Raw genomic sequence first — 22,237 nt, 5'->3', positions numbered from 1 at the left:
CAACTTGTTGTGAATTCTTGCCAATCAGATAATATCGTTAAGGAGGTGATCCAGCCGCAGGTTCCCCTACGGCTACCTTGTTACGACTTCACCCCAGTCATCGACCCCACCGTGGTGAGCGCCCTCTTGCGTTAGGCTACCCACTTCTGGTGAGATCAACTCCCATGGTGTGACGGGCGGTGTGTACAAGGCCCGGGAACGTATTCACCGCAGCATTCTGATCTGCGATTACTAGCGATTCCGACTTCATAGAGTCGAGTTGCAGACTCTAATCCGGACTACGATTGGCTTTTTGAGATTGGCATCACATCGCTGTGTAGCAACCCTTTGTACCAACCATTGTAGCACGTGTGTAGCCCTGGTCGTAAGGGCCATGATGACTTGACGTCGTCCCCGCCTTCCTCCAGTTTGTCACTGGCAGTATCCTTAGAGTTCCCGACCGAGTCGCTGGTAACTAAGGAAAAGGGTTGCGCTCGTTGCGGGACTTAACCCAACATCTCACGACACGAGCTGACGACAGCCATGCAGCACCTGTATTCTAATTCCCGAAGGCACTCCCGCATCTCTGCAGGATTCTAGATATGTCAAGACCAGGTAAGGTTCTTCGCGTTGCATCGAATTAAACCACATGCTCCACCGCTTGTGCGGGCCCCCGTCAATTCATTTGAGTTTTAACCTTGCGGCCGTACTCCCCAGGCGGTCTACTTATTGCGTTAACTGCGTCACTAAGTCTTTAAAAGACCCAACGACTGGTAGACATCGTTTACGGCGTGGACTACCAGGGTATCTAATCCTGTTTGCTACCCACGCTTTCGCACCTCAGTGTCAGTATGATGCCAGGAAGCTGCCTTCGCCATCGGTATTCCTCCAGATCTCTACGCATTTCACCGCTACACCTGGAATTCTACTTCCCTCTCACCTACTCTAGTTGTCCAGTATCAGATGCAGTTCCTAGGTTAAGCCCAGGGATTTCACATCTGACTTAAACAACCACCTACGCGCGCTTTACGCCCAGTAATTCCGATTAACGCTCGCACCCTCTGTATTACCGCGGCTGCTGGCACAGAGTTAGCCGGTGCTTATTCTGTGGGTAACGTCAGGGCTTGTGGGTATTAACCACAAGCTTTTCCTCCCCACTTAAAGTGCTTTACAACCAAAAGGCCTTCTTCACACACGCGGCATGGCTGGATCAGGCTTTCGCCCATTGTCCAATATTCCCCACTGCTGCCTCCCGTAGGAGTCTGGGCCGTGTCTCAGTCCCAGTGTGGCTGATCATCCTCTCAGACCAGCTACAGATCGTCGCCTTGGTAGGCCTTTACCCCACCAACCAGCTAATCCGACTTAGGCTCATCTAATAGCGAGAGCTTACGCCCCCTTTCACCCGTAGGTCGTATGCGGTATTAGCCATCCTTTCGGATGGTTATCCCCCACTACTAGGCAGATTCCTAAGCATTACTCACCCGTTCGCCACTAATCATATCCAGCAAGCTGGATACTCATCGTTCGACTTGCATGTGTTAAGCCTGCCGCCAGCGTTCAATCTGAGCCATGATCAAACTCTTCAGTTTAATCTTTTTAAGATGCCTATTAAGTATCTTAGTAAACTAAGATAAGTTAGGACTTGGCTCATTTATTATATTACTAGCAAAATTTGATACTAATTAAAGTATCAGCTCATCGTGTAAATGAATTAACTTTGAGTATTTTTGTCTTAATAACTAATAAATGAATATTTATATATTATTTATTGAATTATCTTGTATTGACAAAAATCCACACAAGTTGTTCTTTAGTTTGGATTTTAAATAGTGTATGATACATCGTCTGCATCATTAATCAAGGCTAACCATTTTATCACATTATTTTGTTGTGTCAAGCAACTTTTAAAATTTATTTTTAGTTGATAATTTTTAAAGTTGTTTTTTTGTTAGCTGAAATTCAATTATACTATATTTTGAATAGAAGTCAAGAACTTTTTTCAAATTATTTTATAATTGGTGGCGATGAAGAGACTTGAACTCTTGACCTCACGATTATGAGTCGTGCGCTCTAACCAGCTGAGCTACATCGCCGTTACAGGGTGCGAATTATACAGATGAATTCATCTGCTGTCAATGACATTTTTCAATAATTTTGCAATTTTTTAAAATATTATGGCAAACCGATAAGCCGGGTTCTGTCGTGGACAATCATTCATCTAGGCGCATCATCACTGATACGCTCAAGCAACCTACCCGTGTCCCAAGCGGGCAACTCGTTGGACACCTATTTGGTCTTGCTACACGTGGAGTTTACCATGCCATGAACTGTTGCCAGTCATGCGGTGGGCTCTTACCCCACCCTTTCACCCTTACCTATATAATAGGCGGTCTGCTCTCTGTTGCACTGGTCGTAGGCTTTCGCCCCCTAGCCGTTAGCTAGCACGTCGCCCTATGTAGCCCGGACTTTCCTCCCTCCAAAGTTTGGACGGCGATTGTCTGGTCTGCCAAGATGGCTAGTATATCATAATTTTCTTGGCTTAAGACACAATCTTTGATTGCTTTATAAATTATCCGTATTATCCAGTAATTCGATGAAATTTCGCCAAAAGCTCTTCTTCGCTCTCGGCATGATTTGGGTCTTTTGGAATACAATCTACAGGACAGATATCTACACACTGCGGCGTATCATAATGACCCACGCATTCTGTGCATAAATTCGGGTCGATCACATAGATGTCATCGCCAGCACTGATAGCTTCATTAGGGCAGACAGGTTCGCAGACATCGCAGTTGATGCATTCTTCGGTAATGATTAACGCCATTTAGTTCACCGCAAACTTGTTGGCAAAGCCTGTCAGCACACAAGGCGGAACGAATTTTGAGACATCGCCACCAAGTCGTGCTACTTCACGCACCAATGTAGATGACACAAAGGAATATTCTTGAGATGGCGTCAAAAATACCGCCTCAAAATTCTCATCCAAACTACGATTCATGTTGGCAAGACCAAATTCATATTCAAAATCCGACACCGCGCGCAGACCACGAATGACCGCTTGGGTGTTTTGCTCTATGGCAAAATCCACCAAAAGCCCTTCAAAGCCAACCACCACCACACGTGGATCATCTTTAAACACCGATTCCACCATCGCCACACGCTCATCGAAGCTAAACAGTGGCTTCTTGTGATGGGCGAAAGCAACGGCAATGATCACTTCATCAAACAGTTTCAATGTGCGCTTAACAAGATCGATGTGCCCATTGGTAATGGGATCGAATGTCCCAGGGTATAGGGCTTTTTTTGGGGTGTGTGAGGTCATTGGCTTTTTAAATCTGGCTAAAATAACTGAGTATGCTATCAAATTTTGCTAATTTTTTAAACCTGTTTGTGATTTTAGAATCGCCTTGCTGATTTAAATTAAAAAACGCACCCATTTTGGATGCGTTTTTGATGACCTTTAAGGCAGTTCGATGGCGTATTCGCTGACATTGGGTAGTTTTTTGGTTAGGTTTTGGGCGTACATAAAATCCGCCATGGCTTGATAGCGGTTAACATCCAGCGCTTTTGGGTTATTTGGCAGGTGCGGCAAGGTGTCCGCCCACGCCAGCTTGTTCAGTTTATTATCAAGCTCTTTTGGCTTATAAGCCACGAATAACTGCCATGCTTGATCAGGATTTTGTTTGATAAAATCTGTCGCCTGAGTGATGGCATTCATGAATTTAACCAATTTTTCGTCTTGAATAGCGTTCTTGTTCGCCACAAAAATCAGCTCATCATAGGCGGGCACCCCATGATCCTCTGGATAGAACGCCACGCCTTCGTGTTTTTCGATGTGTAATTGATTAAGCTCAAAATTACGAAACGCACCAATCACGCCATCCGCCTGACCGCTAAGCAAAGAAGGCGAAAGCGACCAGTTTACATTCACCATTTGTACGTCTTTGTCGGTTAAATTGACTGATTGTAGCATGGTCTTTAATAATAGCTCTTCAAACCCACTCACCGAATAGCCGATTTTTTTGCCTTTTAGGTCTTCTAACTTGGTGATGTTGCTGTCTTTTAGAATGACTAAGCTGTTCAGCGGCGTATTAATCACCGTGCCAATGCGCACAAGTGGCAAGCCTTGGGCGATGCTTTGTTGTAGCTGCGGCTGATAATCAACCGCGATATCTGCTTGGTTTGAGGCGACCAGTTTTGGCGGCATGGATGGATCGGCGGGTTCTGTGATTTCAACATCAAGCCCCTGTTCGTCAAAATACCCTTGCTGCTTGGCGATGATGATGGCTGCGTGATTCGGGTTTACGAACCAATCTAGTAGCAATGTTAGCTTTTGAACGTCTTGCGCACTGTCTTTAGCATTTTGTTCTTTTGGTGCACAAGCCGATAAAATCAGCGCAGCGGTGGCGATAAGCGCACCTTTGATAAATTTCGATAAAGTCATAAATTCTCCTTTTTATGGTTAGTTCTGTGATTAACGTACATGGGGTGCCCAAGGGATTAGGCGTTTTAATAAATAATCGCCCAAAAAATACAGACTAAGTGCGATAATGACGAGTACAAATAACGCCACAAACATCAAATCAACCTGCATTCTGGCATTGGCATGCAACATGAGATAACCCAAACCGTGCGATGAGCCGACCCATTCGCCAACCACCGCCCCAATTGGTGCGATCGAGATGGCGATGCGAAGCCCTGATGCTAGGGCAGGTAGCGCAGCGGGCAGTTTAACCTTTAATAGCATCTGCATGGGCGAAATGCGATAAGTTCGAGCAATGTCAAGCCACGCATTCTGAGTCTGGCGCAGCCCATCAAAACACGCTGCCGTGACAGGGAAATAAATAATCATCACCGTCATGACAATCTTCGAGGCGATCCCATATCCAAACCAAAGCACAAGCAATGGCGCGATGGCAAATACAGGAATCGCCTGCGAGATGATCAGTATAGGTAACAGCACCGAGGACAATCTGCGCGACGCACTTAATATCAATGCTGATGCCACACCCAAGGTCGCGCCAATGCCAAGCCCAAACAAAATCTCAATCAGCGTAATTCTGGCGTGCTCCCAGATAAGCTCATGATGCACTAAGAATGATTCATAGACCGCCAAAGGACTTGGTAGAATGTAGTGCGGTAACTGACCAAGCGACACGATCACCTGCCAAATCAATAACAAAACCAAGGTAATCAAAGGTATCTTGAGCCATCGCATCAGACAATCTCCCCAAGCTCGGCAAGGAGCCGTGCATGTAGCTCACCAAATGCGCTATGAGTGAGTGCCCTAATGGGTCTATCATCTGGCGTGATTTTTAGGGATATGGTGGCGGGCTGGTGTTTTAGGACATAAATATCATCACTAAGTCGAAGAACTTCTTGGGGATCGTGAGTGATAAGTAGGACGGTTTTGTCTTGTAGCAATTCATACGCCAAAGCCTGTAATTCATGGCGTGTCACGGCATCTAATGCAGAAAACGGCTCATCCATCAGCACTAGATCGGCATCCATCATGAGCGTGCGCGCCAATGCAACACGCTGTCTTTGGCCGCCTGAGAGTTCGTGGACTTTTTTATGAGTGTGATCGCTCATCTTTACTTGGGTGAGTAGTTGCAGTGCTTTGGCGTGTGTCTTGGGGGATTTGCGACCTGATAGGTGCGCATAGAGCTGTACATTATCGATGATTGCTAGCCAAGGATACAGCGCATCGTGCTGAGCCATGTAGGCGATATTGGCATCGTCTAGGAAGCTAACTTCTCCCTGATAGCCTTTCTCCAGTCCTGCGATGATGCGCAGCAAGGTGGATTTGCCCACACCCGAGCCACCCAATAGACTGCTAAAGCGACCTTTGGGCAATTGAAAATTAAAATCATGAAAAATCTGCTGCTCGCCGAATCTTAGCGACAGACCGTCTATGCTAACGTGGTGCATACGCCCTCTAGCATGACAGTAGAAATGATGGGGTGGGCATGGTTTAGTTTCCTACGACAGTATTAACTGAATCAGGTTCACGGGTGTTATCTCAGCCATCACAAGGACAGCACCCCGACTAAAAATTCAAAAAATTATAACGTATTCGCGTCAATATTGTAAAGCCTTTCGCGCCTGCAATGTGGAACGAAAGGCTTGAATGCTAAAGGTTAGCGCTTAGCAAAACCTTGCTTTTGTAGGTATTCTAGCATGAAGGGACGCACTTCACCGCCGAAGGTTTGGGCGATTTGAGCACGCCAGTCTAGATCAAGCTTGCGCCCTTGGTAATATTCACGCACTTGTTCGTTGTACGCATTTAGGGAGGCTTCATCAGCTTCTTGGTAGGCGTCGGTAGAGACAAGCACGTCTAGCGGCAGACGTGGGCGCTGTGATTGGTTAATCTTAGACTCCCAATCGGGATGACCTAAGCACAGGCCGAATAATGGCACGACGTGTTTAGGGCAGCCTAAGATCTCGCCTGCTCGCTCGATATCATTACGAAGAGAGCCGATAAATACGCCGCCCAAGCCAAGACTCTCGGCCGCAGCCAGTACGTTTTGCGCCATGAGCGCGGCATCGATCGCACCAATTAGCGTCACCTCTGTCCAGTCAGTCTGCACATCCGCCAGCTGGTTATGGCGCTTAGCATCCATACAAAAAATCAGATACTCAGCACAAGACTCCACATAGCCATGACCCAAACGCTCGCCATTGGCAAACGCTTCATTATAATCCGCCTCGCTCATGTTGCATGAGATCTGACGCAGCTGGGTACGCTTAGCGCCATCAACCACACGAATGATGCTCGTCGCCTGCAAAAAGCTGGACGTCGATACCGCACGCCCCGCTTCCAAGATCGCCTGCAGCATCTCATTAGAGATCGGTTCGCCTGTGTATTTACGCACAGAGCGGTGGTTCAATAAAGTCTCAATGGTAGGAGCGCTATTTAGCATGGTTGTTCCTTGTGTAGATAATATGGATAAATCATGTTCATGGTATCAATTATCGCCCTTAAAGGCAAATCGATTTCGCAAAAATTGCCAATTAGGCAAATTAACAGATGCGCTACTTTATCGGCTGTCATAATTTGTTATAATACCAAGCATTATATAAAAATAGGACAACAACTCATGGCAAAAAAACCAAGCAATCAAATCTGCGCCAACAAAAAAGCACGCCACGAATATTTTATCGAAGAGACCTTTGAAGCTGGTCTTGCCCTGGAGGGCTGGGAAGTCAAAGCAATCCGCGCAGGCAAAATGGCGATCACTGACGCTTACGTCATTTTCAAAAATGGCGAAGCTTTCTTGTTCGGTGCGCACATTCAACCGCTTTTGACCAGCTCAACGCACATCAATCCAGACAACATTCGCACGCGCAAATTACTTCTTAATCGCCGTGAGATTGACAAATTATTCGGCATGGTCAACCAAAAAGGCTATGCGGTCGTGGCATTATCTTGCTACTGGAAATCTTCACGCGTCAAATGCGAAATCGCCCTAGCTAAAGGTAAAAAACTCCACGACAAGCGCGCCACCCTAAAAGAACGCGATTGGCAAATGGATAAAAAACGCGGGTTCAAGGCGGATTTGCGATAATTCCCATCGTCAAAATAAAAAGGTCAATGTAATATTGACCTTTTTATTTTATTGGCTTGATGCTGATTCACCTTTATTCTTGCGATACGAGACGATGCCTTGTAACACCAAGCACAAAATTCCCGCCCAGATCAGCCCATAGCTGCCCAGCATGTCCATCGTAAATATTCCGCCAAGCACTGTCACCGCAAGCAAGAACAACAGCGCATGCTCAATATATCCCATCAAGCCGAACAGGCTGACAGGCAGTAGACGATTCGCCTCCAAGATGCGACTGTAGCGCAAGGATACTCACCACGCCAAGACCCACGACTTTAAGGAGTAGCCAACCATCCGTTAACACCACCTTGACCGTATCCATGTCAGTCATGACAAGCCAAATCAAGCACAAGGGCGCAATGATGAGCGCATCGATGAACAGACCTGTCACGGCGCGCACCTTCTGAATGCGGCGCATGATGTAGTAAATCGGATAAGTGCCGCACACCCAAAACGTCGCCCAGCTAAGCTCGCCTGTGCGCATGATCTCCGCTGCTATACCCATACCCGCCAAGGCAACCGTAATCCACTGCACCTTGCTAAGCTTTTCTTTGAATAACACACAGCCGAGCAGCACCATCGTCAATGGAAAAAGAAAATAACCCATCGCCGTCTGCACTCCTTAATCGTTCAATGGCGCCCACATAAAGAGCCACAGCTGACTGGCAAAAATCGGTGTTGGCAACAACAGCCAAAACCAGGACTTTACAGCTTTGATGGCTTTTAGATCATTGATGATGGTTTTTGATTGCCCACCAACCACCAAAAACACCAACAAACAGCCCAAAATCATCGTCATGCGCCACAAGAACACGCTCGTACCGGTCAAAGGTGACAGCCATTTGCCATAAGTGTACAGTACAGCACACCAAATAACAAGTTAGCGAGCACGACAAGCGTAATTCCCCACATGAATTGTCGGCGCGCCCGAGCTTTGGCGGTGTCTTGTGGGGCGATAAGTACACTAGAATTGGTTACAGAAATGTTCGCATTCATGATATTTGTCTATTCAAATAATTTTCACACATTTTAAATAAAAATCATGAGAATAAAGCACGAACAAAGTTAATTATTTAGTTTTATTTTGCATATAATAGGTAATTTTGATAAAATTTCTCATAATTAACTAAATCATGCAACCTAATGACACACGCAATTGATGACACCGATAAAATCATCCTAAATCTCCTACAAGATGATGCGACACTCCCGCTAAAGAGCGTCGCCGAACGAGCGGGTATCTCTATCGCTACAGCACAGCGACGCATCAGCACGCTCATCGATCAACAAATCATCGCCAAGCAGGTCGCCATCATCGACCCCACCAAGGTCGGCTATACGCTCACGGTGCTGGTGATGATCAAGATGGCAACGTCGAGCGTATCCATGCAGCAACGGTTTGAGCGGGTTATGGCGTCCGAGCCACAGGTGATGATGTGTTATGAGATCTCAGGTGATTATGACTTTGTGCTGATGGTGAATAGCCAAAACATGCAAGACTATCACGCTTTTACACGCCGCCTATTGACCAGCGAAAATAACGTCAATCACTTTAACAGTCAATTTGTGATGAATTTTATTAAATCTGGCATCAAAATTACGCTAAAATAGGCATTATTTTTTTAAAAGGTTACTCATGAAATCCCCCATCCTAACGCTTGCACTGTCTGCTTGCCTGCTCATCGGCTGCTCTAAGCCTGCTGAGCCTACCCAATCCAGCGACAGCGCAGACACTGCCGATAATATCGAATCGCACAACCCACACAGCATTGAAGCACTTACCGACACCCTAAAAGCTGATGGCGTCGATATTGACAGTCCCGAGATTCAGCCAATCATCACCGCCGATGGTAAAATCCAGATCAACTGGGAGCTCATCGACACCAACACCCAAAAGGCCGACATCAATAGCTATCAATACCCCATCGACATTGGCAGTCAAGCGGTGCAAAACTATGCCAAAGCCTACAACATCAGCGATCAACAAGCCCAGCACAGCATCGTCGTTAGCATGGCAGCACCCGAAGCACTGGGCAAGATTCTCGATCAGTTAGAAGACGGCTATAAAGGCCATGAACTCACCGATGGCGCAGACATGAAGCTCATCATTCACACCAAGGATAATGTCGTCGCTGACAAGCATGAATACGTCTTTGCGGACAAGTTTGGGGAAGGCCTGGTATTGCCGATCGAGATTCGCCCTGCCAAATAAGACAACCAAATAAAAAAGGATTGAACATGACATTCAATCCTTTTTTATTTTAGCTAAATGTTAATCAATTTTTTGCCTTTAATGAGCCTAGATAAATGGCAAACATCACCAAAAACGCACCGCCCCATTGCAGCCCACTGATCGCCTTATGCAGCCAAAAATAATCAATCAGCAGTGCCGCCACAGGCTCTGACAGCAAGAGCAGACCTGTCAGCGACAAGGCAAGCTTAGGAATAGAATAAGCAATAAGCCCCCACGCCATGCACTGCATGACCGCACCGTACACGAACACCCAGCCCCATTCACTCATGGTGGTAGGCATGATCTGCCCCCAATTCCACAAGAGCATCATCGGCAGCATCGTCAGCGCACCGCCTGCACCCACGATGGTCATCATCGGCAAGATCGGCACACGAACGACTTCATGGGTGCGCCGAATATACGCCATGGAGATCGCCAAGAATGCTCCAGAGGCAATCCCAGAGACAAAGCCCCACAGCGCAGCATCATTGTGCGCAAACTCAGGGCTGGCGATGAGTGCCACTCCAACCGATGCCATCACAAGACTCAAAAGCTGCATCTTGGTCTGACGCTCACCAAACCACAAAAACGCAATGAATGCCAAAAAGAAAATCTGCAAGCTGTTTAATAAAGTAGAAATACCCGGTCCGACCGCATAAATACTCTCATGCCACAGCGCCAAATCAAAACCAAGTGCAGCCCCTGATATCAGCGCAAATCCAATGGCTTTTTTATTGGTGGGGAAATGCTGACCAAAAATCTTCGCAAGCACCAAAAAAATCCCTGTCGATATGAGCAACCGCCAAAATGCCATGGCATACGCACCGACCGTCTCAATGTGTGCGACGATCAAGCTACCCAGTCCGAATAAGATACAACCAACCAACAGCCCAAGCATGGAAAACAAGTCACTCTTGCTCTTTGGCTGTGTGTTACTTATCGTCATGGATATTCCTTAATCTATTACTTAATTTTGGCTTTGGTAGTTTATCATGAGCGCAAGCAAAGTCAATCATTAGGCTGTCATAGGGCAATTAAGCTCGCCCATGCTCTACCAACAGTGCCATAAATGCCGCCTCATCCATCACTTGCACGCCTAAGCTTTGCGCTTTATCAAGCTTGGAGCCTGCCTTTTCGCCTGCCAATAGCATGCTGGTTTTGGCAGATACTGATCCTGAGACTTTTGCGCCCAATGCCTGTAGATGCGCCTTAGCTTCATCTCGCCCCATCGCTGATAGTGTGCCAGTCACCACCCAAGTCTGCCCATCTAATGGTGCATCGCCTGTGTTTTTTGTCACTGCATCCCAATGGATGCCAGCATTAATCAAGCCGTCGATGACTTCATTGTTATGCTCACTTTGGAAGAACTCCATGATATTAACCGCCGTGATGTCGCCAATGTCTGGCACATGAAGCAGCTGCTCGGCACTTGCTTGTCTTAATGCATCAAAACTCTCAAAACTCTCTGCCAAATTCTGCGCAGTGGTCTCACCCACCCCACGAATACCTAGTGCAAAGATAAATCTTGGCAGGGTTGTGTTTTTGGATTTTTCAATGGCGGACAGCATGTTAGCGACAGATTTTTCACCGAGACCCTCCAAGGTCGTCAGATGTTCCTGATGGTCTTTTAGAGTATAAATGTCAGCAACTGTCTTGATCAGGTTCATCTCAAAGAACTTGATCAGCCATTGCCCACCCAAGCCATCAATATCCATCGCGCGGCGCGACACAAAGTGAATCAGTGCCTCCTTAGACTGAGCAGGGCAATACAATCCGCCCGTGCAGCGAGCCAGCGCCTCACCTTCGGGCAAGGACACATGAGAATCACACACAGGGCAAGTCTCTGGTAGTGTGATCGAGCTGACATTCTCATCACGCAGATCCATCATCACTCCCGAGACTTTCGGAATAACATCACCAGCACGGTGGATGCTCACCATGTCGCCAACCATAACGCCAAGCCGCTGAATCTCACCAAAATTATGCAGCGTCACGTTACTGACCGTCACCCCACCGACATTAACAGGCTCCAATTTACCCACAGGGGTCAGCTGTCCTGTACGCCCCACTTGCCACTCTACCGTCAAAAGACGCGTGATGGCATTCTGGGCGGCAAATTTGTAAGCCGTCGCCCACCTCGGTTCGCGGCTCAAAAACCCCAAATCATTCTGCAGCGCTAACGAATTCACCTTGATTACCACCCCATCAATCTCAAAGGGCAGCTGATCGCGTGTATTGGCGATATTATCATAGAATTCTTGCACACCCTTAGGGGTGGTTGCAGTATCAAAAGGCGCAGTCTCAAATCCCAAAGTGCGCAGATATTCCAATGCACCACTTTGGGTCGTGATGTGACTTGGCAAACCCTGATTCACCGAATACCCAAAAAATGCCAAAGGTCGTGCTGCTGCAATGGCAGGATTAAGTTGGCGCAGACTGCCCGCGGCGGCATTTCTAGGATTGGCAAAAGTCTTCTCACCACGCAGTTCACTGTCTTTATTTAACTTCATAAAGCCCGCTTTTGGCATGAGCACCTCGCCGCGCACTTCCAATAAATCAATATCGACACACTCTGGCAGCACCAACGGTAAGTTACGGATGGTTCTGACATTATGCGTAATATCCTCACCCAAGCGACCATCGCCACGCGTGATGGCTTGAGTAAATACGCCATTCACGTATTTTAAGGATACTGCCAAACCGTCCAGCTTAAGCTCCATCTCAAATTCTGGCTGCTTATTTTTATCATCAAGGCGGTCATTGATACGGCGAACGAAGCTTAATAGCTCTTCTTCATCGAACACATTTCCCAAGGAGAGCATCGCCAAATCATGCGCCACTTGATTAAAGGCAGGTAGTGGCTCACCGCCCACGCTGTCGGTCGGGCTGTCAGGTTGTTTTAAATTGGGATGCGCTTGCTCAAGCTGAACCAACTTAGATCTTAGACTGTCGTACTCATCATCAGCGATGGTTGGGTTATCAAGCACATAATAGGCGTGGTTGTGTTTTTTTAGCGCTTGAATCAGATTACGCATTTCGCCAACGATGTGATCATCTTTGGAGTTGGCTGCTGAATCCTCTTGGGTAAAATCAAATAAATCGGTCATTTTTAACTTCTAAACAACTATAAAATCAGACAAAAAACCGCCTTATCAAAGACGGTTTTTAGAAGGCATAAACTTATTGATGGCTGGCAGCGTGGGCACGCAATTTGGCAAATTCTGCATCGTCGAGCGTGTAGCCCTCTTCGTTATATATGTCAGCCTCTAGGTCATCAGCGATCATCTGCGCCACTGACACCATGCTGTCAAAGCCACGCAAGGCATGTGGGTGCGGCAGTGATAAGAACAATAGAATGCTATTAAAACGACTCTCAGCAAGTACATTCAAGTCAAACGGCTGAACACCCTCGTTATTCACGCCCATCATACTAAACCACAGATCGCCCGTGCCATTCTCATGCTCGTAGCGGTGGAACATGTTCATCACGCCATATTTTAAGCCGTATTCACGCACTAAGCTCAGTACGATTTTGCCTGACAGTCCCGTGTAGGCGTTACGTGGTGTGATCACCACAGCGATGTTGTCTGTGGCATTCAACAGTGGGCTGTTATTCTGATCGAAGCTTTCTTGGTCAGACAGATGCTTATCTAGGATTGGGGAATTTTGCTCAAATTTACCATTAAGCTCGCGCAGCTGCTCGGTCTCTTCGTGCGCAGCATCGCTCGGCGCGATCGTCTCATCAGCATTTTCAGCAGGCTTGTTGGGCTCAGGATTAATAGTCGGTCGATCTGATGCACTCACCACAGGGGATGAAGCTGCCACCGCCGCCATGCTGGTTAGCGCATCAGGTGCGTCGTCGCTTGGCAAGGCAACCGCATCATCATGAGTCAGCAGTCGCTCGTCTCTTGGCGTGATCGGCAAACCATCTTTGTGATGTACATCGCCATCATGATCGATTTGTTTTTTGCTATTAATGGCGCGCAAAATGGCAGGCACCAACAAAATACATCCGAGTACAATCGCAAGCACTGCAAGCAACAGCCAAACACTCTGATCCATATCTACCCCAAATATTCTTTTAAAAAATCTAACATCACCATCAACTGATGGCTGATACAAATAAATTATTCATAGTCTATCACGATGCGCCAAATTCGTCATCTATTTGTTGGGTCAAGTTTTATATTTTTGGCAATTATTTTTATAAATTTGAACAGCTTAATGCTCTTTTGATAAAAACTGTTCAAAAATCGCTCAACTCATTGTGATGGATAATAAAAAAACCGTCCATACAGGACGGTTTACATCAAAAGCTTTATTGCTTTTGGTGGACAAGTTAGGCTTTTTTGCCACGGCTTGCGAATGCACCAAAACGCTTGTTGAAGCTAGCAACACGACCTTCGTTAGATGCTTTACGTTGCTCGCCAGTGTAGAATGGGTGCGACGCACTTGAGATATCAAGTGGGAAATATGGGTATTCTTGACCTTCGTATTCACGAGTAGTCTTAGTCGCAACAGTTGAGCGAGTTAGGAAGTACACGTCAGCATTGGTGTCGTGGAATAGAACTTCTTTGTATTCTGGGTGGATGTCTTTACGCATGATGATCGTCCAATAAATCTAAGCACTAATATATACTGCCTTGGTAAATACCATTACAGCCGAACATAGCCACGCCATCACCAACCAACTTTGGCATACCGCACCATGTTTTCACACATTAGCCCACTTAGATGGGAAAAATGAGCCGATATTTTAGCAAAATACCACCAACTATTCAAGCAAATTTAGCAAATCAGCTCATTGAAATTAACAGCAGTCTGCCGACTAACGCGGATCATTCTCCATCTCGATGCGCGTGCGGAATTTTTGACCTGCCTTGAATGTTACCACGCGGCGCGCCTTAACAGGAATGCTCTCGCCCGTCTTTGGGTTGCGCCCTGGGCGGGATTTTTTGTCTTTTAATTCAAAATTACCAAATCCAGAGATCTTGACTTCCTTGCCGTCAGCGAGATTTTGGCTAATTTCTTCAAAAAATTTATCCACAATCTGTCTGGCATCTTGGCGAGTGATGCGCAGACGAATCGTTAAGCGGTCTATCATGTCAGCTTTGGTTAATGCACTCATGATGTGTCCTTATGTTAGGTCAATAGCCACCGAAGTGGCATTTGGATTAACTATCTCTTAGCTTTGCGCCGTGCTTGTCGCTCAATCTAGAGGCGACATCATCCATCGCTTTTTTGATGACATCATCTTCTAATGTGGCATCAGCATTCTGGAAAAGCATGGCAAAAGCCAGTGATTTTTTGCCCTCTGGCAGTCTGTCGCCTTCATAGACATCGAACAACCAAAGATCGGTCAGATATTTACCTGCTGCCGCACGAATATCCACAACCAAATCTTGCCACTCTACCGATTTATCCACCAAGAATGCCAAGTCACGGCGCACGCTTGGGAATTTACTCGGGGCGGTGATGGCGTTGGTCGCGCGATGCAGATCGATGAGATCTTCGATGGCAAATTGAGCCACCCAAACAGCCGGCAGATCAAGCGCTTTGGCGATGCTTGGGTGTAACTGACCGAACCAGCCGAGACGCACACCATTCACCACAAGATAAGCACTTTGCCCAGGGTGTAAGAACGCTAAATCAGCGCGCTCGTAGCTTAGGCTGGTCTTATTTAGACCTTGTGGCAGTAGGCTTTCAACATCGCGCTTTAGATCAAAAAAGTCCATCACGCGCTTATCATAGATGCCCTCTTCAGCAACCAAGCCGGTGGCAACCATCGCAAGGCTCGGGGTCTGCACTAGGTTATCAATGTTCTGACCCACAAAAGACAAACCCGTCTCAAACAGACGCATGCGAGGCTGTTGGCGGTTCAGGTTATAAGACACCACAGGTAGCAGGCTGGATAATAATGTACGGCGCATTACCGCTAAGTCTGCTGAGATCGGATTGGCAAGTGGCAATACTGCACCAAGCTTGTCATCATTAAACAGCGCTTCGATCTTAGCATCGCTAAAGCTAAAGCTCACCGCTTCAAAGTAACCCGATGCCGCTAGGCTTAGTTTGAGTTCATGCGTTAGATCTGCTGCGTCGTCATAGCTCATGTCCACAGCAAATTCTGGCAAGCGCGGCTTAATGTGATCATAGCCGTGGATACGCGCAATTTCTTCAACCAGATCCTCTGCGATATTCATGTCAAAGCGATGGCTTGGCGGCTGGCAGATGAATTCATCACCATCAAACTGCGTGACAATCTCTAGACGATTTAGAATATCGACAACTTCATCACTAGGCAATGCCACGCCCAATAGCTGCTCGATCTTCGCATATGGCAGATGGATTGGGCTGCGTTTTGGTAGTTTATCAAGATTTTCTACGGTGGTAATCTGCCCGACTTCTGCACCTGCCACTTCGTGAATCAAAGCGGTCGCGCGATGAAGCGCCATCAATGGCAATTCAAAGTCTACACCACGCTCAAAGCGCTGGCTGGCATCGGTGTGCAAACCAAAACGTCTGGCACGTGCGGCGATGGCAAGCTGATTAAAATGCGCAGACTCCAACACGATGTTCGTCGTCTCGTCAGTCACTGACGAGCGCATGCCACCCATGATGCCCGCCAATGCCAGCGCGCCTACATCATCAGCAATCACAAGCTCATCGCCTGTTAGTGTGATGGTCTGCTCATTAAGCAGTTCTAGTGTCTCACCTTGATTTGCCAGACGTACAACGATGTCGCCTTGAATCTTATCCGCATCAAAGGCATGTAGCGGCTGACCCAGCTCTAGCAATACATAGTTCGTCACATCTACCAAGAAGTTGTGCGTGCGCATGCCTGATGCCATCAGATTATCCACCAACCATTTTGGACTCTTGGCAGTACGGTCGATATTACTGATGCACTGCGCAAGATAACGCGGGCAGGCTTCATCATTAAGCACATTAACATTGACTTTTTTGTCGGTGCTTGGGGTTATGGCTTTGATTTCTGGACAGTTTAGCGGCAGGCGATTAATCACGCTGATCTCACGAGCCAGACCTAATACACTAAAGCAATCGCCACGGTTTGGCGTGATGGCGATGTCAAAGATCATCGCATCTAAGCCCAAATAATCACGCACATCAACGCCGATCGGCGTATCATCAGGCAACTCTAACAGACCATCAATCTCATCAACCAAACCAATCTCAGAAGCACCGCACAGCATGCCTTGGCTCTCAACGCCACGAAGCTTACCTTTTTTGATGTTAAATGGCTTACCATCAATCGGTGGCAGCACCGCACCGACAGTCGCGACGGCAACTTTTAGGCCTGTACGGACATTTGGCGCACCGCAGACGATCTGTAGGTTCTCACCTGTACCGATATTAACCGTAGTAACACGCAGGCGATCCGCATCGGGATGCTGCTCACAGGTGATGACCTCGCCGACCACCACGCCACTAAATTCAGGCGCAACCGTGTCTGCACCGTCTAGTTCCAGCCCCGCCATGGTGAGCTGCTGACCCAATTCATCCGAGGTGTTGGCAGGATTTGCCCATTGTCTTAGCCAATTTTCGCTGATTTTCATAATATTCTCTAGATTCTATTTTTTAATAATTGTCGCTTATCAAGCAAACTGCTTTAAAAATCTCAAGTCATTTTGGAAGAACAGACGCAGATCGTTCACGCCATAGTACAACATCGCAAAACGCTCAATGCCAAGCCCAAACGCAAAGCCTGTATATTCATCAGGGTCAATGCCACAGTTGCGCAGAACTTGTGGGTGTACCATACCACAGCCCAGCACTTCTAGCCATTTGCCATTATCAGACAAAATATCTACTTCGGCAGATGGCTCAGTGAATGGGAAGAAACTAGGACGGAAACGAACGGTCATCTCCTTACCAAAGAAAGCGTTCAAAAATTCATGAATCACGCCTTTTAACTCAGCGAAGTTCGATGACTTTGAAATCATCAACCCTTCCATCTGATGGAACATTGGCGAATGCGTCTGGTCACTGTCACAGCGATATACGCGACCCGGGCAGATGATGCGTAGCGGCGGCTCGCTCTTCTCCATGGTGCGAATCTGCACCCCACTGGTGTGCGTGCGCAGTAAATAATGCGCATCAAAATAAAAAGTATCATGCATGGCGCGCGCAGGATGATGATCAGGGATGTTCAGCGCCTCAAAGTTATAATAGTCGCTCTCAACCTCAGGTCCTGTCGCCACACTAAAGCCCGCCTGTGTGAAGAATTGCTTCATGCGCTCGGTCACGTGCGTGATTGGATGTAGGCCACCTGATGCCACACCACGAGCGGGCAAGCTGATATCCACCTGCTCACTGGCAAGCTTGGCATTAAGTACCTGCTCTGCCAGTGCTGTCCCACGCGCATCGAATGCGGCCGCCAAACGCGTACGGAGCTCGTGCAGATATGCACCGTAGGTTTTTTTGCCATCTGTATCTAAGCTGCCCATCTGCTTAGATAGCGTGGTGATGTCGCTTTTTTTGCCCTGAAAGGTTACTTTTAGTTCTTGAAGCTCGCTTTCGCTCTGGGCGTTATTGATAAGTGTGCTTACCGCATCAGCGAATGCCAAAAAATCCTGCTCGCTCAGCGATGCCAATGGCTGATTTAAGGTGGGTATTGTAGTCATAAAAGAGCAACTTTCATTAATTTTCTTAGGAATATAAAGGACTTATTGTAAATAATTCATTTTGAAATGTAAATAAGCGATTCAGATTATTAACAATTCTATTGGAAAAATCGCAATCTTAATCAGACTTGCACACAGAATTGTTAAAATTTCAAAAAAATATCAAAATTTCTGACAAAAATTGTAAATTTCTCGAAATAACTATTGCTATACATTTAGTTTTTATGTATATTTGCGTTGCAATCTTAGTTAATTGTTACCTAAGTGCAAACAAAGCTGTCGCGTTCATCACACTTTTGGATCAAAGTTAATGGTGAGCGCAAGGACTTCAGCCAAAAAAGGAACTCTATATGAAAAAATCACTTTTAGCCACCGCCATCAAAACCTCAAGCGTGCTTGCCATCGCAGCATTATCCACTGCCGCGTACGCCGCCCCTGAAGTTTATGGTCAAGTTCGTCTATCATTAACCTATAATGACATCGAAACCAAAGTAAATAGCATTGTCGACGAAAGCAAAACCAGTAAGCGTCCTGAGCTTGGTTCAGGCAACTCGCGTCTTGGTTTTAGAGGTAAAGAAGCCCTAACTGAGAACACCGATTTAGAATATCGCCTAGAATATCGCATTGACGTTGCAGAAAATAGCGATACCAACTTCTCAGCCCGCCATGGCTATCTGGCACTTAATAACAAACAGTATGGTAAACTGCTGGCAGGTCGCACCATCTCTCAAGATGATTACCTAGATGTGAGTGAATCATGGTGGCGTGTCGCAGGTGGTGGCTATGACTTCGGTCATGACGCCGCTTGGGTAAATAACACGGTGGTTTATAGCACGCCTAAATTTAACAACAACAAGACCTATGCTTTTGTACAATACGGCATGGATGAAGGCAAAGACGGCGCGCGCTCTTTCCGCACCTTTGAAGATGGCGTGGCAAAAAGCGTTAGTCGCGACTTTGTGATGCTGGGTGCCATCCACCAAGACGACAAAACTTATGCTGGTTTTACCTATACTCAAGCAGGCAATGATCTAAAATCTGCACGTGGCTCTATTTCTTATCAAGCTACTGATAAAATCAAAACATACGGCATCCTGCAGTACACTGATTTTAATAGCGACGATAATGAATTGGCTGCATTTGCAGGTGTTGCCTATAAGCTAAAAGAACCAACCACAGTATGGCTAGAAGGCTACTACAGCGATAACTATAAAGGTTATAGCAATGGCGAGTCGTCTGGCGGCACCATTGGTGTGAAGCATAATGTTGATAAAAACCTAACCGGTTTTGCCAGCCTTGGTTTCAAAAAAGCCGAGTACGACAAAACCAAAGTTGATGGCAAAGGCCTCGAGATCGGCGCCATCTACCGCTTCTAAACCCTTACCAGCTTTGAAAATACCCCACCTTATCCAAGGCGGGGTATTTTTATATCATGCAACAAGACAATCCATGCAGACAAGGAAAAACCGCAACACCAGAAGTATTGCGGTTTTTGAATTTAGATTATCTAATAGATAAGGCTAAATTATGCTGCCAACGCAGATTTTGCTTTTTCACAGATTGCTGTGAATGCACCTGCATCATGCATGGCGATGTCAGCTAGGATACGGCGGTCGATATCGATGTTTGATTTTTTCAAACCATTGATTAGACGGCTGTAAGACAGACCGTTTAGACGCGCACCAGCGTTGATACGAGCAATCCATAGACGACGGAATGAACGTTTCTTGTTGCGGCGGTCACGGTATGCATATTGACCAGCTTTCATTACCGCTTGTACGGCAACACGATACACACGAGAACGTGCACCATAGTAGCCTTTTGCACGAGCTAGAACTTTTTTATGACGGCGATTTGCTTGTACACCACGTTTTACACGAGCCATTTTATTCTCCTAAAATATCCAAAAATTGATTAGATGTATGGGCACATACGACGTACAGAAGCAACGTCTGATGCATGAACCATTACGCAACCACGCAATTGACGGATACGCTTTGGAGATTTTTTGGTTAGGATGTGGCGTTTGAACGCCTGCTTACGCTTAAAGCCGTTTGCTGTTTTTTTGAAACGCTTTGCAGCACCACGTTTGGTTTTAAGTTTCATAATGACCTCTTTATTAATCATAAGTCTTGCGACTTGACGAACCTTTTCGCCACACTCCGTTAGGATAGGCTGAAGGTGGGATGCGTATTATACCAAAATCTATTGCGCCATGCAAGCCATTAAATACCTTTACTTGCACCCCCAAGCACGCTACAATAAAGCCATTCAACGATGGCGCACTCATGAATATTCAGCAGCTACTCTATACACTTATCTTATTTGCCGTGACGGCAGTGGCAGAGATTGTCGGCTGCTATTTGCCATATCTGATTTTAAATGAACAAAAATCCGCGTGGCTGTGGCTACCGACCGCGCTGAGCTTGACGGTATTTGTGTATTTATTGACGTTACACCCTGCCGCCTCAGGACGGATTTATGCAGCTTATGGCGGTATTTATGTCTGCACTGCATTGGTTTGGCTGCATTTTGTGGATAAAGTTACGCTCAGCTCATGGGACATGGTGGGCGCAGCATTGGTCGTGCTTGGCGCGCTGACCATTATTCTACAGCCCAATGGCTTTAGCGTGCGCTAAGGACTGATTTTTAGGTTTATTTCATCATTTAGTAACAAAAGACAATTATCATGATGCACTGGCTAGACACTTTAAAATTCGACGAAAACGGGCTCATCCCTGCCATCGCCCAAGACAAAGACACGGGGCGAATCTTAATGATGGCGTGGCAAAACCGTGAGGCGCTCGAGCTCACCGCCAAGACAGGTAAAGGCGTGTACTATAGTCGTAGCCGTGGCAAGCTATGGCACAAAGGAGAAACCAGTGGGCACACTCAGATCGTGCACGAGATTCGCACCGACTGCGACGCTGATGTCATCACGCTCATCATCACTCAGATTGGCGGCATCGCTTGCCACACTGGGCGTGAAAGCTGTTTTTATCAAAAGCTTGATGTCGAACGCGGTGAATGGCTAGCTGTTGACGAGGTAATCAAAAATCCTGATGAGATTTATGGCACGCACGACACCGTCAAGCGTCCTGCCATTAAGGCGCAAGGCACATCTGCACAGACAGTCTTGGCCGAGCTTGATAAGATTCTGCATGAGCGCAGGAGCGCTGACAAAGACAGCTCTTATGTCGCCAGCCTGTATCACAAGGGTCTAAATAAAATCCTAGAGAAGGTCGGTGAAGAATCCACCGAAGCAATCATCGCTGCCAAAGAGCTACAGCTTGTTCGCGCACTTGCCAAAGATGACAATAAAGCTCGTGCTGACGTCGTCTATGAAGTGGCGGATGTGTGGTTTCACAGCTTGGTCGCCTTGCATCAGTTGGGGCTATCGAGCGATGACGTGCTGGCTGAGCTTGGCAGACGTTTTGGGCTGTCGGGTATCGATGAGAAAAATTCACGCACAAACTAATCTGTGCTAAAATATTTACAATCTAATGGTTAAATAAAAAGGGTAATTATGGGCGGATTTTCATTAACGCATTGGCTGATTTTATTGGTTGTGGTTGTGGTTATTTTTGGCACATCCAAACTTAAAAACGCAGGCAAAGACCTAGGCTCTGCCGTCAAAGGCTTCAAAGATGCGGTCAAAGACGAAGACAAGCCTAAACTGTCTGACGGTGAAAATAAACCCATCATCGCCGATGTCAAGGAAGTCAAAAAAGCCGAACAAGCTGAAAAAACTGACGCTTAATAAGTTCGGATTACTT

At 46.7% G+C, this 22,237-nt stretch carries 26 protein-coding genes, 1 tRNA gene, 1 rRNA gene, 1 other RNA gene and 1 riboswitch; of the genes, 7 read left to right on the top strand and 22 right to left on the bottom strand.

Annotated elements, in window-relative coordinates; translation table 11 throughout:
- Nucleotides 1-38 precede the first annotated feature (38 nt).
- The 9 genes from DYD54_RS00665 to nfsA form a co-directional block, all read right to left on the bottom strand.
- Nucleotides 39-1,568: ribosomal RNA gene (locus DYD54_RS00665) — 16S ribosomal RNA — on the bottom strand.
- Nucleotides 1,569-1,995: 427 nt separating this feature from the next.
- A tRNA-Met gene (locus DYD54_RS00660) sits at nt 1,996-2,072 on the bottom strand.
- Nucleotides 2,073-2,149: 77 nt separating this feature from the next.
- Nucleotides 2,150-2,489: RNase P RNA component class A (gene rnpB / locus DYD54_RS00655), an RNA gene on the bottom strand.
- A 68-nt stretch (nt 2,490-2,557) separates the two neighbouring features.
- On the bottom strand, nt 2,558-2,803 hold the full coding sequence (locus DYD54_RS00650) for a YfhL family 4Fe-4S dicluster ferredoxin (protein ID WP_046695903.1): 246 nt from the start codon (nt 2,801-2,803) through the stop codon (nt 2,558-2,560).
- Complete coding sequence (gene coaD, locus DYD54_RS00645; protein ID WP_063513336.1) at nt 2,804-3,301, bottom strand: pantetheine-phosphate adenylyltransferase; 498 nt, start codon at nt 3,299-3,301, stop codon at nt 2,804-2,806.
- A 138-nt stretch (nt 3,302-3,439) separates the two neighbouring features.
- A complete protein-coding gene (locus DYD54_RS00640; RefSeq protein WP_084260546.1) occupies nt 3,440-4,423 on the bottom strand; it encodes an ABC transporter substrate-binding protein in 984 nt (327 codons plus the stop codon).
- A 30-nt stretch (nt 4,424-4,453) separates the two neighbouring features.
- Entirely contained in the window at nt 4,454-5,197 is a 744-nt protein-coding gene (locus DYD54_RS00635) for an ABC transporter permease (RefSeq protein WP_063513335.1), read from the bottom strand.
- Entirely contained in the window at nt 5,197-5,910 is a 714-nt protein-coding gene (locus DYD54_RS00630; RefSeq protein ID WP_063513334.1) for an ABC transporter ATP-binding protein, read from the bottom strand. The genes DYD54_RS00635 and DYD54_RS00630 overlap by 1 nt, the downstream gene beginning before the upstream one ends.
- Before the next feature lie 31 nt (nt 5,911-5,941).
- Nucleotides 5,942-6,037: riboswitch (TPP riboswitch) on the bottom strand.
- An 82-nt stretch (nt 6,038-6,119) separates the two neighbouring features.
- On the bottom strand, nt 6,120-6,902 hold the full coding sequence (gene nfsA / locus DYD54_RS00625) for an oxygen-insensitive NADPH nitroreductase (protein WP_063513333.1): 783 nt from the start codon (nt 6,900-6,902) through the stop codon (nt 6,120-6,122).
- A gap of 177 nt (nt 6,903-7,079) precedes the next feature.
- Between nfsA and smpB the strand changes: the two genes are divergently transcribed.
- Nucleotides 7,080-7,547, top strand: coding sequence for an SsrA-binding protein SmpB (gene smpB, locus DYD54_RS00620; RefSeq protein ID WP_063513332.1), 468 nt, complete (start codon nt 7,080-7,082; stop codon nt 7,545-7,547).
- Between the two features lie 48 nt (nt 7,548-7,595).
- Here the strand turns inward: smpB and DYD54_RS11330 are convergent, their stop codons facing one another.
- The 4 genes from DYD54_RS11330 to DYD54_RS11325 are packed head-to-tail and all read right to left on the bottom strand — an operon-like array spanning nt 7,596 to nt 8,582.
- Complete coding sequence (locus DYD54_RS11330; RefSeq protein WP_167541378.1) at nt 7,596-7,775, bottom strand: hypothetical protein; 180 nt, start codon at nt 7,773-7,775, stop codon at nt 7,596-7,598.
- The gene (locus tag DYD54_RS00615) at nt 7,759-8,193 is read right to left on the bottom strand and encodes an EamA family transporter (protein ID WP_084260545.1); all 435 of its coding nucleotides are present in this window, start codon (nt 8,191-8,193) and stop codon (nt 7,759-7,761) included. Before DYD54_RS00615 ends, DYD54_RS11330 begins: the two co-directional genes overlap by 17 nt.
- A gap of 15 nt (nt 8,194-8,208) precedes the next feature.
- A complete protein-coding gene (locus DYD54_RS00610; protein ID WP_084260544.1) occupies nt 8,209-8,415 on the bottom strand; it encodes an EamA family transporter in 207 nt (68 codons plus the stop codon).
- On the bottom strand, nt 8,412-8,582 hold the full coding sequence (locus tag DYD54_RS11325; RefSeq protein ID WP_157079164.1) for a hypothetical protein: 171 nt from the start codon (nt 8,580-8,582) through the stop codon (nt 8,412-8,414). Before DYD54_RS11325 ends, DYD54_RS00610 begins: the two co-directional genes overlap by 4 nt.
- Nucleotides 8,583-8,729: 147 nt before the next feature.
- On the opposite strand from DYD54_RS11325, the gene DYD54_RS00605 reads away from it, so the two are divergent.
- Together DYD54_RS00605 and DYD54_RS00600 are read left to right on the top strand one after the other, a co-directional pair.
- Entirely contained in the window at nt 8,730-9,197 is a 468-nt protein-coding gene (locus DYD54_RS00605) for an Lrp/AsnC family transcriptional regulator (RefSeq protein ID WP_063513331.1), read from the top strand.
- A 25-nt stretch (nt 9,198-9,222) separates the two neighbouring features.
- Entirely contained in the window at nt 9,223-9,798 is a 576-nt protein-coding gene (locus DYD54_RS00600) for a hypothetical protein (RefSeq protein ID WP_063513330.1), read from the top strand.
- Nucleotides 9,799-9,862: 64 nt separating this feature from the next.
- On the opposite strand, the gene DYD54_RS00595 is transcribed toward DYD54_RS00600, so the two are convergent.
- From DYD54_RS00595 to pheS, 7 genes are all read right to left on the bottom strand, one after another.
- A complete protein-coding gene (locus DYD54_RS00595; RefSeq protein WP_063513329.1) occupies nt 9,863-10,765 on the bottom strand; it encodes a DMT family transporter in 903 nt (300 codons plus the stop codon).
- 88 nt (nt 10,766-10,853) lie between these two features.
- Nucleotides 10,854-12,926: an NAD-dependent DNA ligase LigA gene (ligA, locus tag DYD54_RS00590; RefSeq protein WP_063513328.1), complete on the bottom strand. Its 2,073-nt coding sequence runs from the start codon at nt 12,924-12,926 to the stop codon at nt 10,854-10,856.
- 73 nt (nt 12,927-12,999) lie between these two features.
- On the bottom strand, nt 13,000-13,881 hold the full coding sequence (locus DYD54_RS00585; protein ID WP_046695893.1) for a cell division protein ZipA C-terminal FtsZ-binding domain-containing protein: 882 nt from the start codon (nt 13,879-13,881) through the stop codon (nt 13,000-13,002).
- Between the two features lie 277 nt (nt 13,882-14,158).
- Entirely contained in the window at nt 14,159-14,422 is a 264-nt protein-coding gene (locus DYD54_RS00580) for a type B 50S ribosomal protein L31 (RefSeq protein WP_036366789.1), read from the bottom strand.
- Nucleotides 14,423-14,647: 225 nt separating this feature from the next.
- Entirely contained in the window at nt 14,648-14,947 is a 300-nt protein-coding gene (locus DYD54_RS00575) for an integration host factor subunit alpha (protein WP_046695892.1), read from the bottom strand.
- Nucleotides 14,948-14,993: 46 nt separating this feature from the next.
- Nucleotides 14,994-17,393, bottom strand: a complete 2,400-nt coding sequence (pheT, locus tag DYD54_RS00570; protein ID WP_063513327.1) for a phenylalanine--tRNA ligase subunit beta — start codon at nt 17,391-17,393, stop codon at nt 14,994-14,996.
- Nucleotides 17,394-17,432: 39 nt separating this feature from the next.
- On the bottom strand, nt 17,433-18,461 hold the full coding sequence (pheS, locus tag DYD54_RS00565) for a phenylalanine--tRNA ligase subunit alpha (protein ID WP_063513326.1): 1,029 nt from the start codon (nt 18,459-18,461) through the stop codon (nt 17,433-17,435).
- A gap of 350 nt (nt 18,462-18,811) precedes the next feature.
- On the opposite strand from pheS, the gene DYD54_RS00560 reads away from it, so the two are divergent.
- A complete protein-coding gene (locus DYD54_RS00560; RefSeq protein WP_063513325.1) occupies nt 18,812-19,837 on the top strand; it encodes a porin in 1,026 nt (341 codons plus the stop codon).
- A gap of 149 nt (nt 19,838-19,986) precedes the next feature.
- On the opposite strand, the gene rplT is transcribed toward DYD54_RS00560, so the two are convergent.
- Nucleotides 19,987-20,346, bottom strand: coding sequence for a 50S ribosomal protein L20 (gene rplT, locus DYD54_RS00555; protein ID WP_063513324.1), 360 nt, complete (start codon nt 20,344-20,346; stop codon nt 19,987-19,989).
- Nucleotides 20,347-20,375: 29 nt separating this feature from the next.
- Nucleotides 20,376-20,570: a 50S ribosomal protein L35 gene (gene rpmI, locus DYD54_RS00550; RefSeq protein ID WP_036366807.1), complete on the bottom strand. Its 195-nt coding sequence runs from the start codon at nt 20,568-20,570 to the stop codon at nt 20,376-20,378.
- A gap of 179 nt (nt 20,571-20,749) precedes the next feature.
- Here rpmI and DYD54_RS00545 point away from each other — a divergent pair, with 179 nt between their 5' ends.
- From DYD54_RS00545 to tatA, 3 genes are read left to right on the top strand one after another with little or no spacing between them, the layout of a single operon-like run.
- Nucleotides 20,750-21,100, top strand: coding sequence for a YnfA family protein (locus DYD54_RS00545; RefSeq protein ID WP_063513323.1), 351 nt, complete (start codon nt 20,750-20,752; stop codon nt 21,098-21,100).
- Nucleotides 21,101-21,153: 53 nt separating this feature from the next.
- A complete protein-coding gene (hisIE, locus tag DYD54_RS00540) occupies nt 21,154-21,939 on the top strand; it encodes a bifunctional phosphoribosyl-AMP cyclohydrolase/phosphoribosyl-ATP diphosphatase HisIE (protein WP_063514904.1) in 786 nt (261 codons plus the stop codon).
- Nucleotides 21,940-21,987: 48 nt separating this feature from the next.
- Complete coding sequence (gene tatA / locus DYD54_RS00535; protein ID WP_036366781.1) at nt 21,988-22,221, top strand: Sec-independent protein translocase subunit TatA; 234 nt, start codon at nt 21,988-21,990, stop codon at nt 22,219-22,221.
- Nucleotides 22,222-22,237 lie beyond the last annotated feature (16 nt).

This window comes from Moraxella ovis, assembly GCF_900453105.1.
Taxonomy (GTDB): Bacteria; Pseudomonadota; Gammaproteobacteria; order Pseudomonadales; family Moraxellaceae; genus Moraxella; species Moraxella ovis.
The sequence above is the reverse complement of the archived record's forward strand: the minus strand, read 5'-3'. Positions and strand labels throughout refer to the sequence as shown.

Coding starts and splice junctions, on each gene's coding strand:
- DYD54_RS00650 (WP_046695903.1), bottom strand. CDS start 2,803: ATGGCGTTAATCATTACCGAAGAATGCATCAACTGCGATGTCTGCGAA.
- rplT (WP_063513324.1), bottom strand. CDS start 20,346: ATGGCTCGTGTAAAACGTGGTGTACAAGCAAATCGCCGTCATAAAAAA.
- DYD54_RS00630 (WP_063513334.1), bottom strand. CDS start 5,910: ATGCACCACGTTAGCATAGACGGTCTGTCGCTAAGATTCGGCGAGCAG.
- pheS (WP_063513326.1), bottom strand. CDS start 18,461: ATGACTACAATACCCACCTTAAATCAGCCATTGGCATCGCTGAGCGAG.
- smpB (WP_063513332.1), top strand. CDS start 7,080: ATGGCAAAAAAACCAAGCAATCAAATCTGCGCCAACAAAAAAGCACGC.
- coaD (WP_063513336.1), bottom strand. CDS start 3,301: ATGACCTCACACACCCCAAAAAAAGCCCTATACCCTGGGACATTCGAT.
- nfsA (WP_063513333.1), bottom strand. CDS start 6,902: ATGCTAAATAGCGCTCCTACCATTGAGACTTTATTGAACCACCGCTCT.
- DYD54_RS00575 (WP_046695892.1), bottom strand. CDS start 14,947: ATGAGTGCATTAACCAAAGCTGACATGATAGACCGCTTAACGATTCGT.
- DYD54_RS00635 (WP_063513335.1), bottom strand. CDS start 5,197: ATGCGATGGCTCAAGATACCTTTGATTACCTTGGTTTTGTTATTGATT.
- tatA (WP_036366781.1), top strand. CDS start 21,988: ATGGGCGGATTTTCATTAACGCATTGGCTGATTTTATTGGTTGTGGTT.
- DYD54_RS00585 (WP_046695893.1), bottom strand. CDS start 13,881: ATGGATCAGAGTGTTTGGCTGTTGCTTGCAGTGCTTGCGATTGTACTC.
- DYD54_RS00595 (WP_063513329.1), bottom strand. CDS start 10,765: ATGACGATAAGTAACACACAGCCAAAGAGCAAGAGTGACTTGTTTTCC.
- DYD54_RS00615 (WP_084260545.1), bottom strand. CDS start 8,193: ATGGGTTATTTTCTTTTTCCATTGACGATGGTGCTGCTCGGCTGTGTG.
- DYD54_RS00560 (WP_063513325.1), top strand. CDS start 18,812: ATGAAAAAATCACTTTTAGCCACCGCCATCAAAACCTCAAGCGTGCTT.
- DYD54_RS11325 (WP_157079164.1), bottom strand. CDS start 8,582: ATGAATGCGAACATTTCTGTAACCAATTCTAGTGTACTTATCGCCCCA.
- DYD54_RS00600 (WP_063513330.1), top strand. CDS start 9,223: ATGAAATCCCCCATCCTAACGCTTGCACTGTCTGCTTGCCTGCTCATC.
- DYD54_RS00580 (WP_036366789.1), bottom strand. CDS start 14,422: ATGCGTAAAGACATCCACCCAGAATACAAAGAAGTTCTATTCCACGAC.
- DYD54_RS00640 (WP_084260546.1), bottom strand. CDS start 4,423: ATGACTTTATCGAAATTTATCAAAGGTGCGCTTATCGCCACCGCTGCG.
- DYD54_RS00545 (WP_063513323.1), top strand. CDS start 20,750: ATGAATATTCAGCAGCTACTCTATACACTTATCTTATTTGCCGTGACG.
- DYD54_RS00605 (WP_063513331.1), top strand. CDS start 8,730: ATGACACACGCAATTGATGACACCGATAAAATCATCCTAAATCTCCTA.
- hisIE (WP_063514904.1), top strand. CDS start 21,154: ATGCACTGGCTAGACACTTTAAAATTCGACGAAAACGGGCTCATCCCT.
- pheT (WP_063513327.1), bottom strand. CDS start 17,393: ATGAAAATCAGCGAAAATTGGCTAAGACAATGGGCAAATCCTGCCAAC.
- ligA (WP_063513328.1), bottom strand. CDS start 12,926: ATGACCGATTTATTTGATTTTACCCAAGAGGATTCAGCAGCCAACTCC.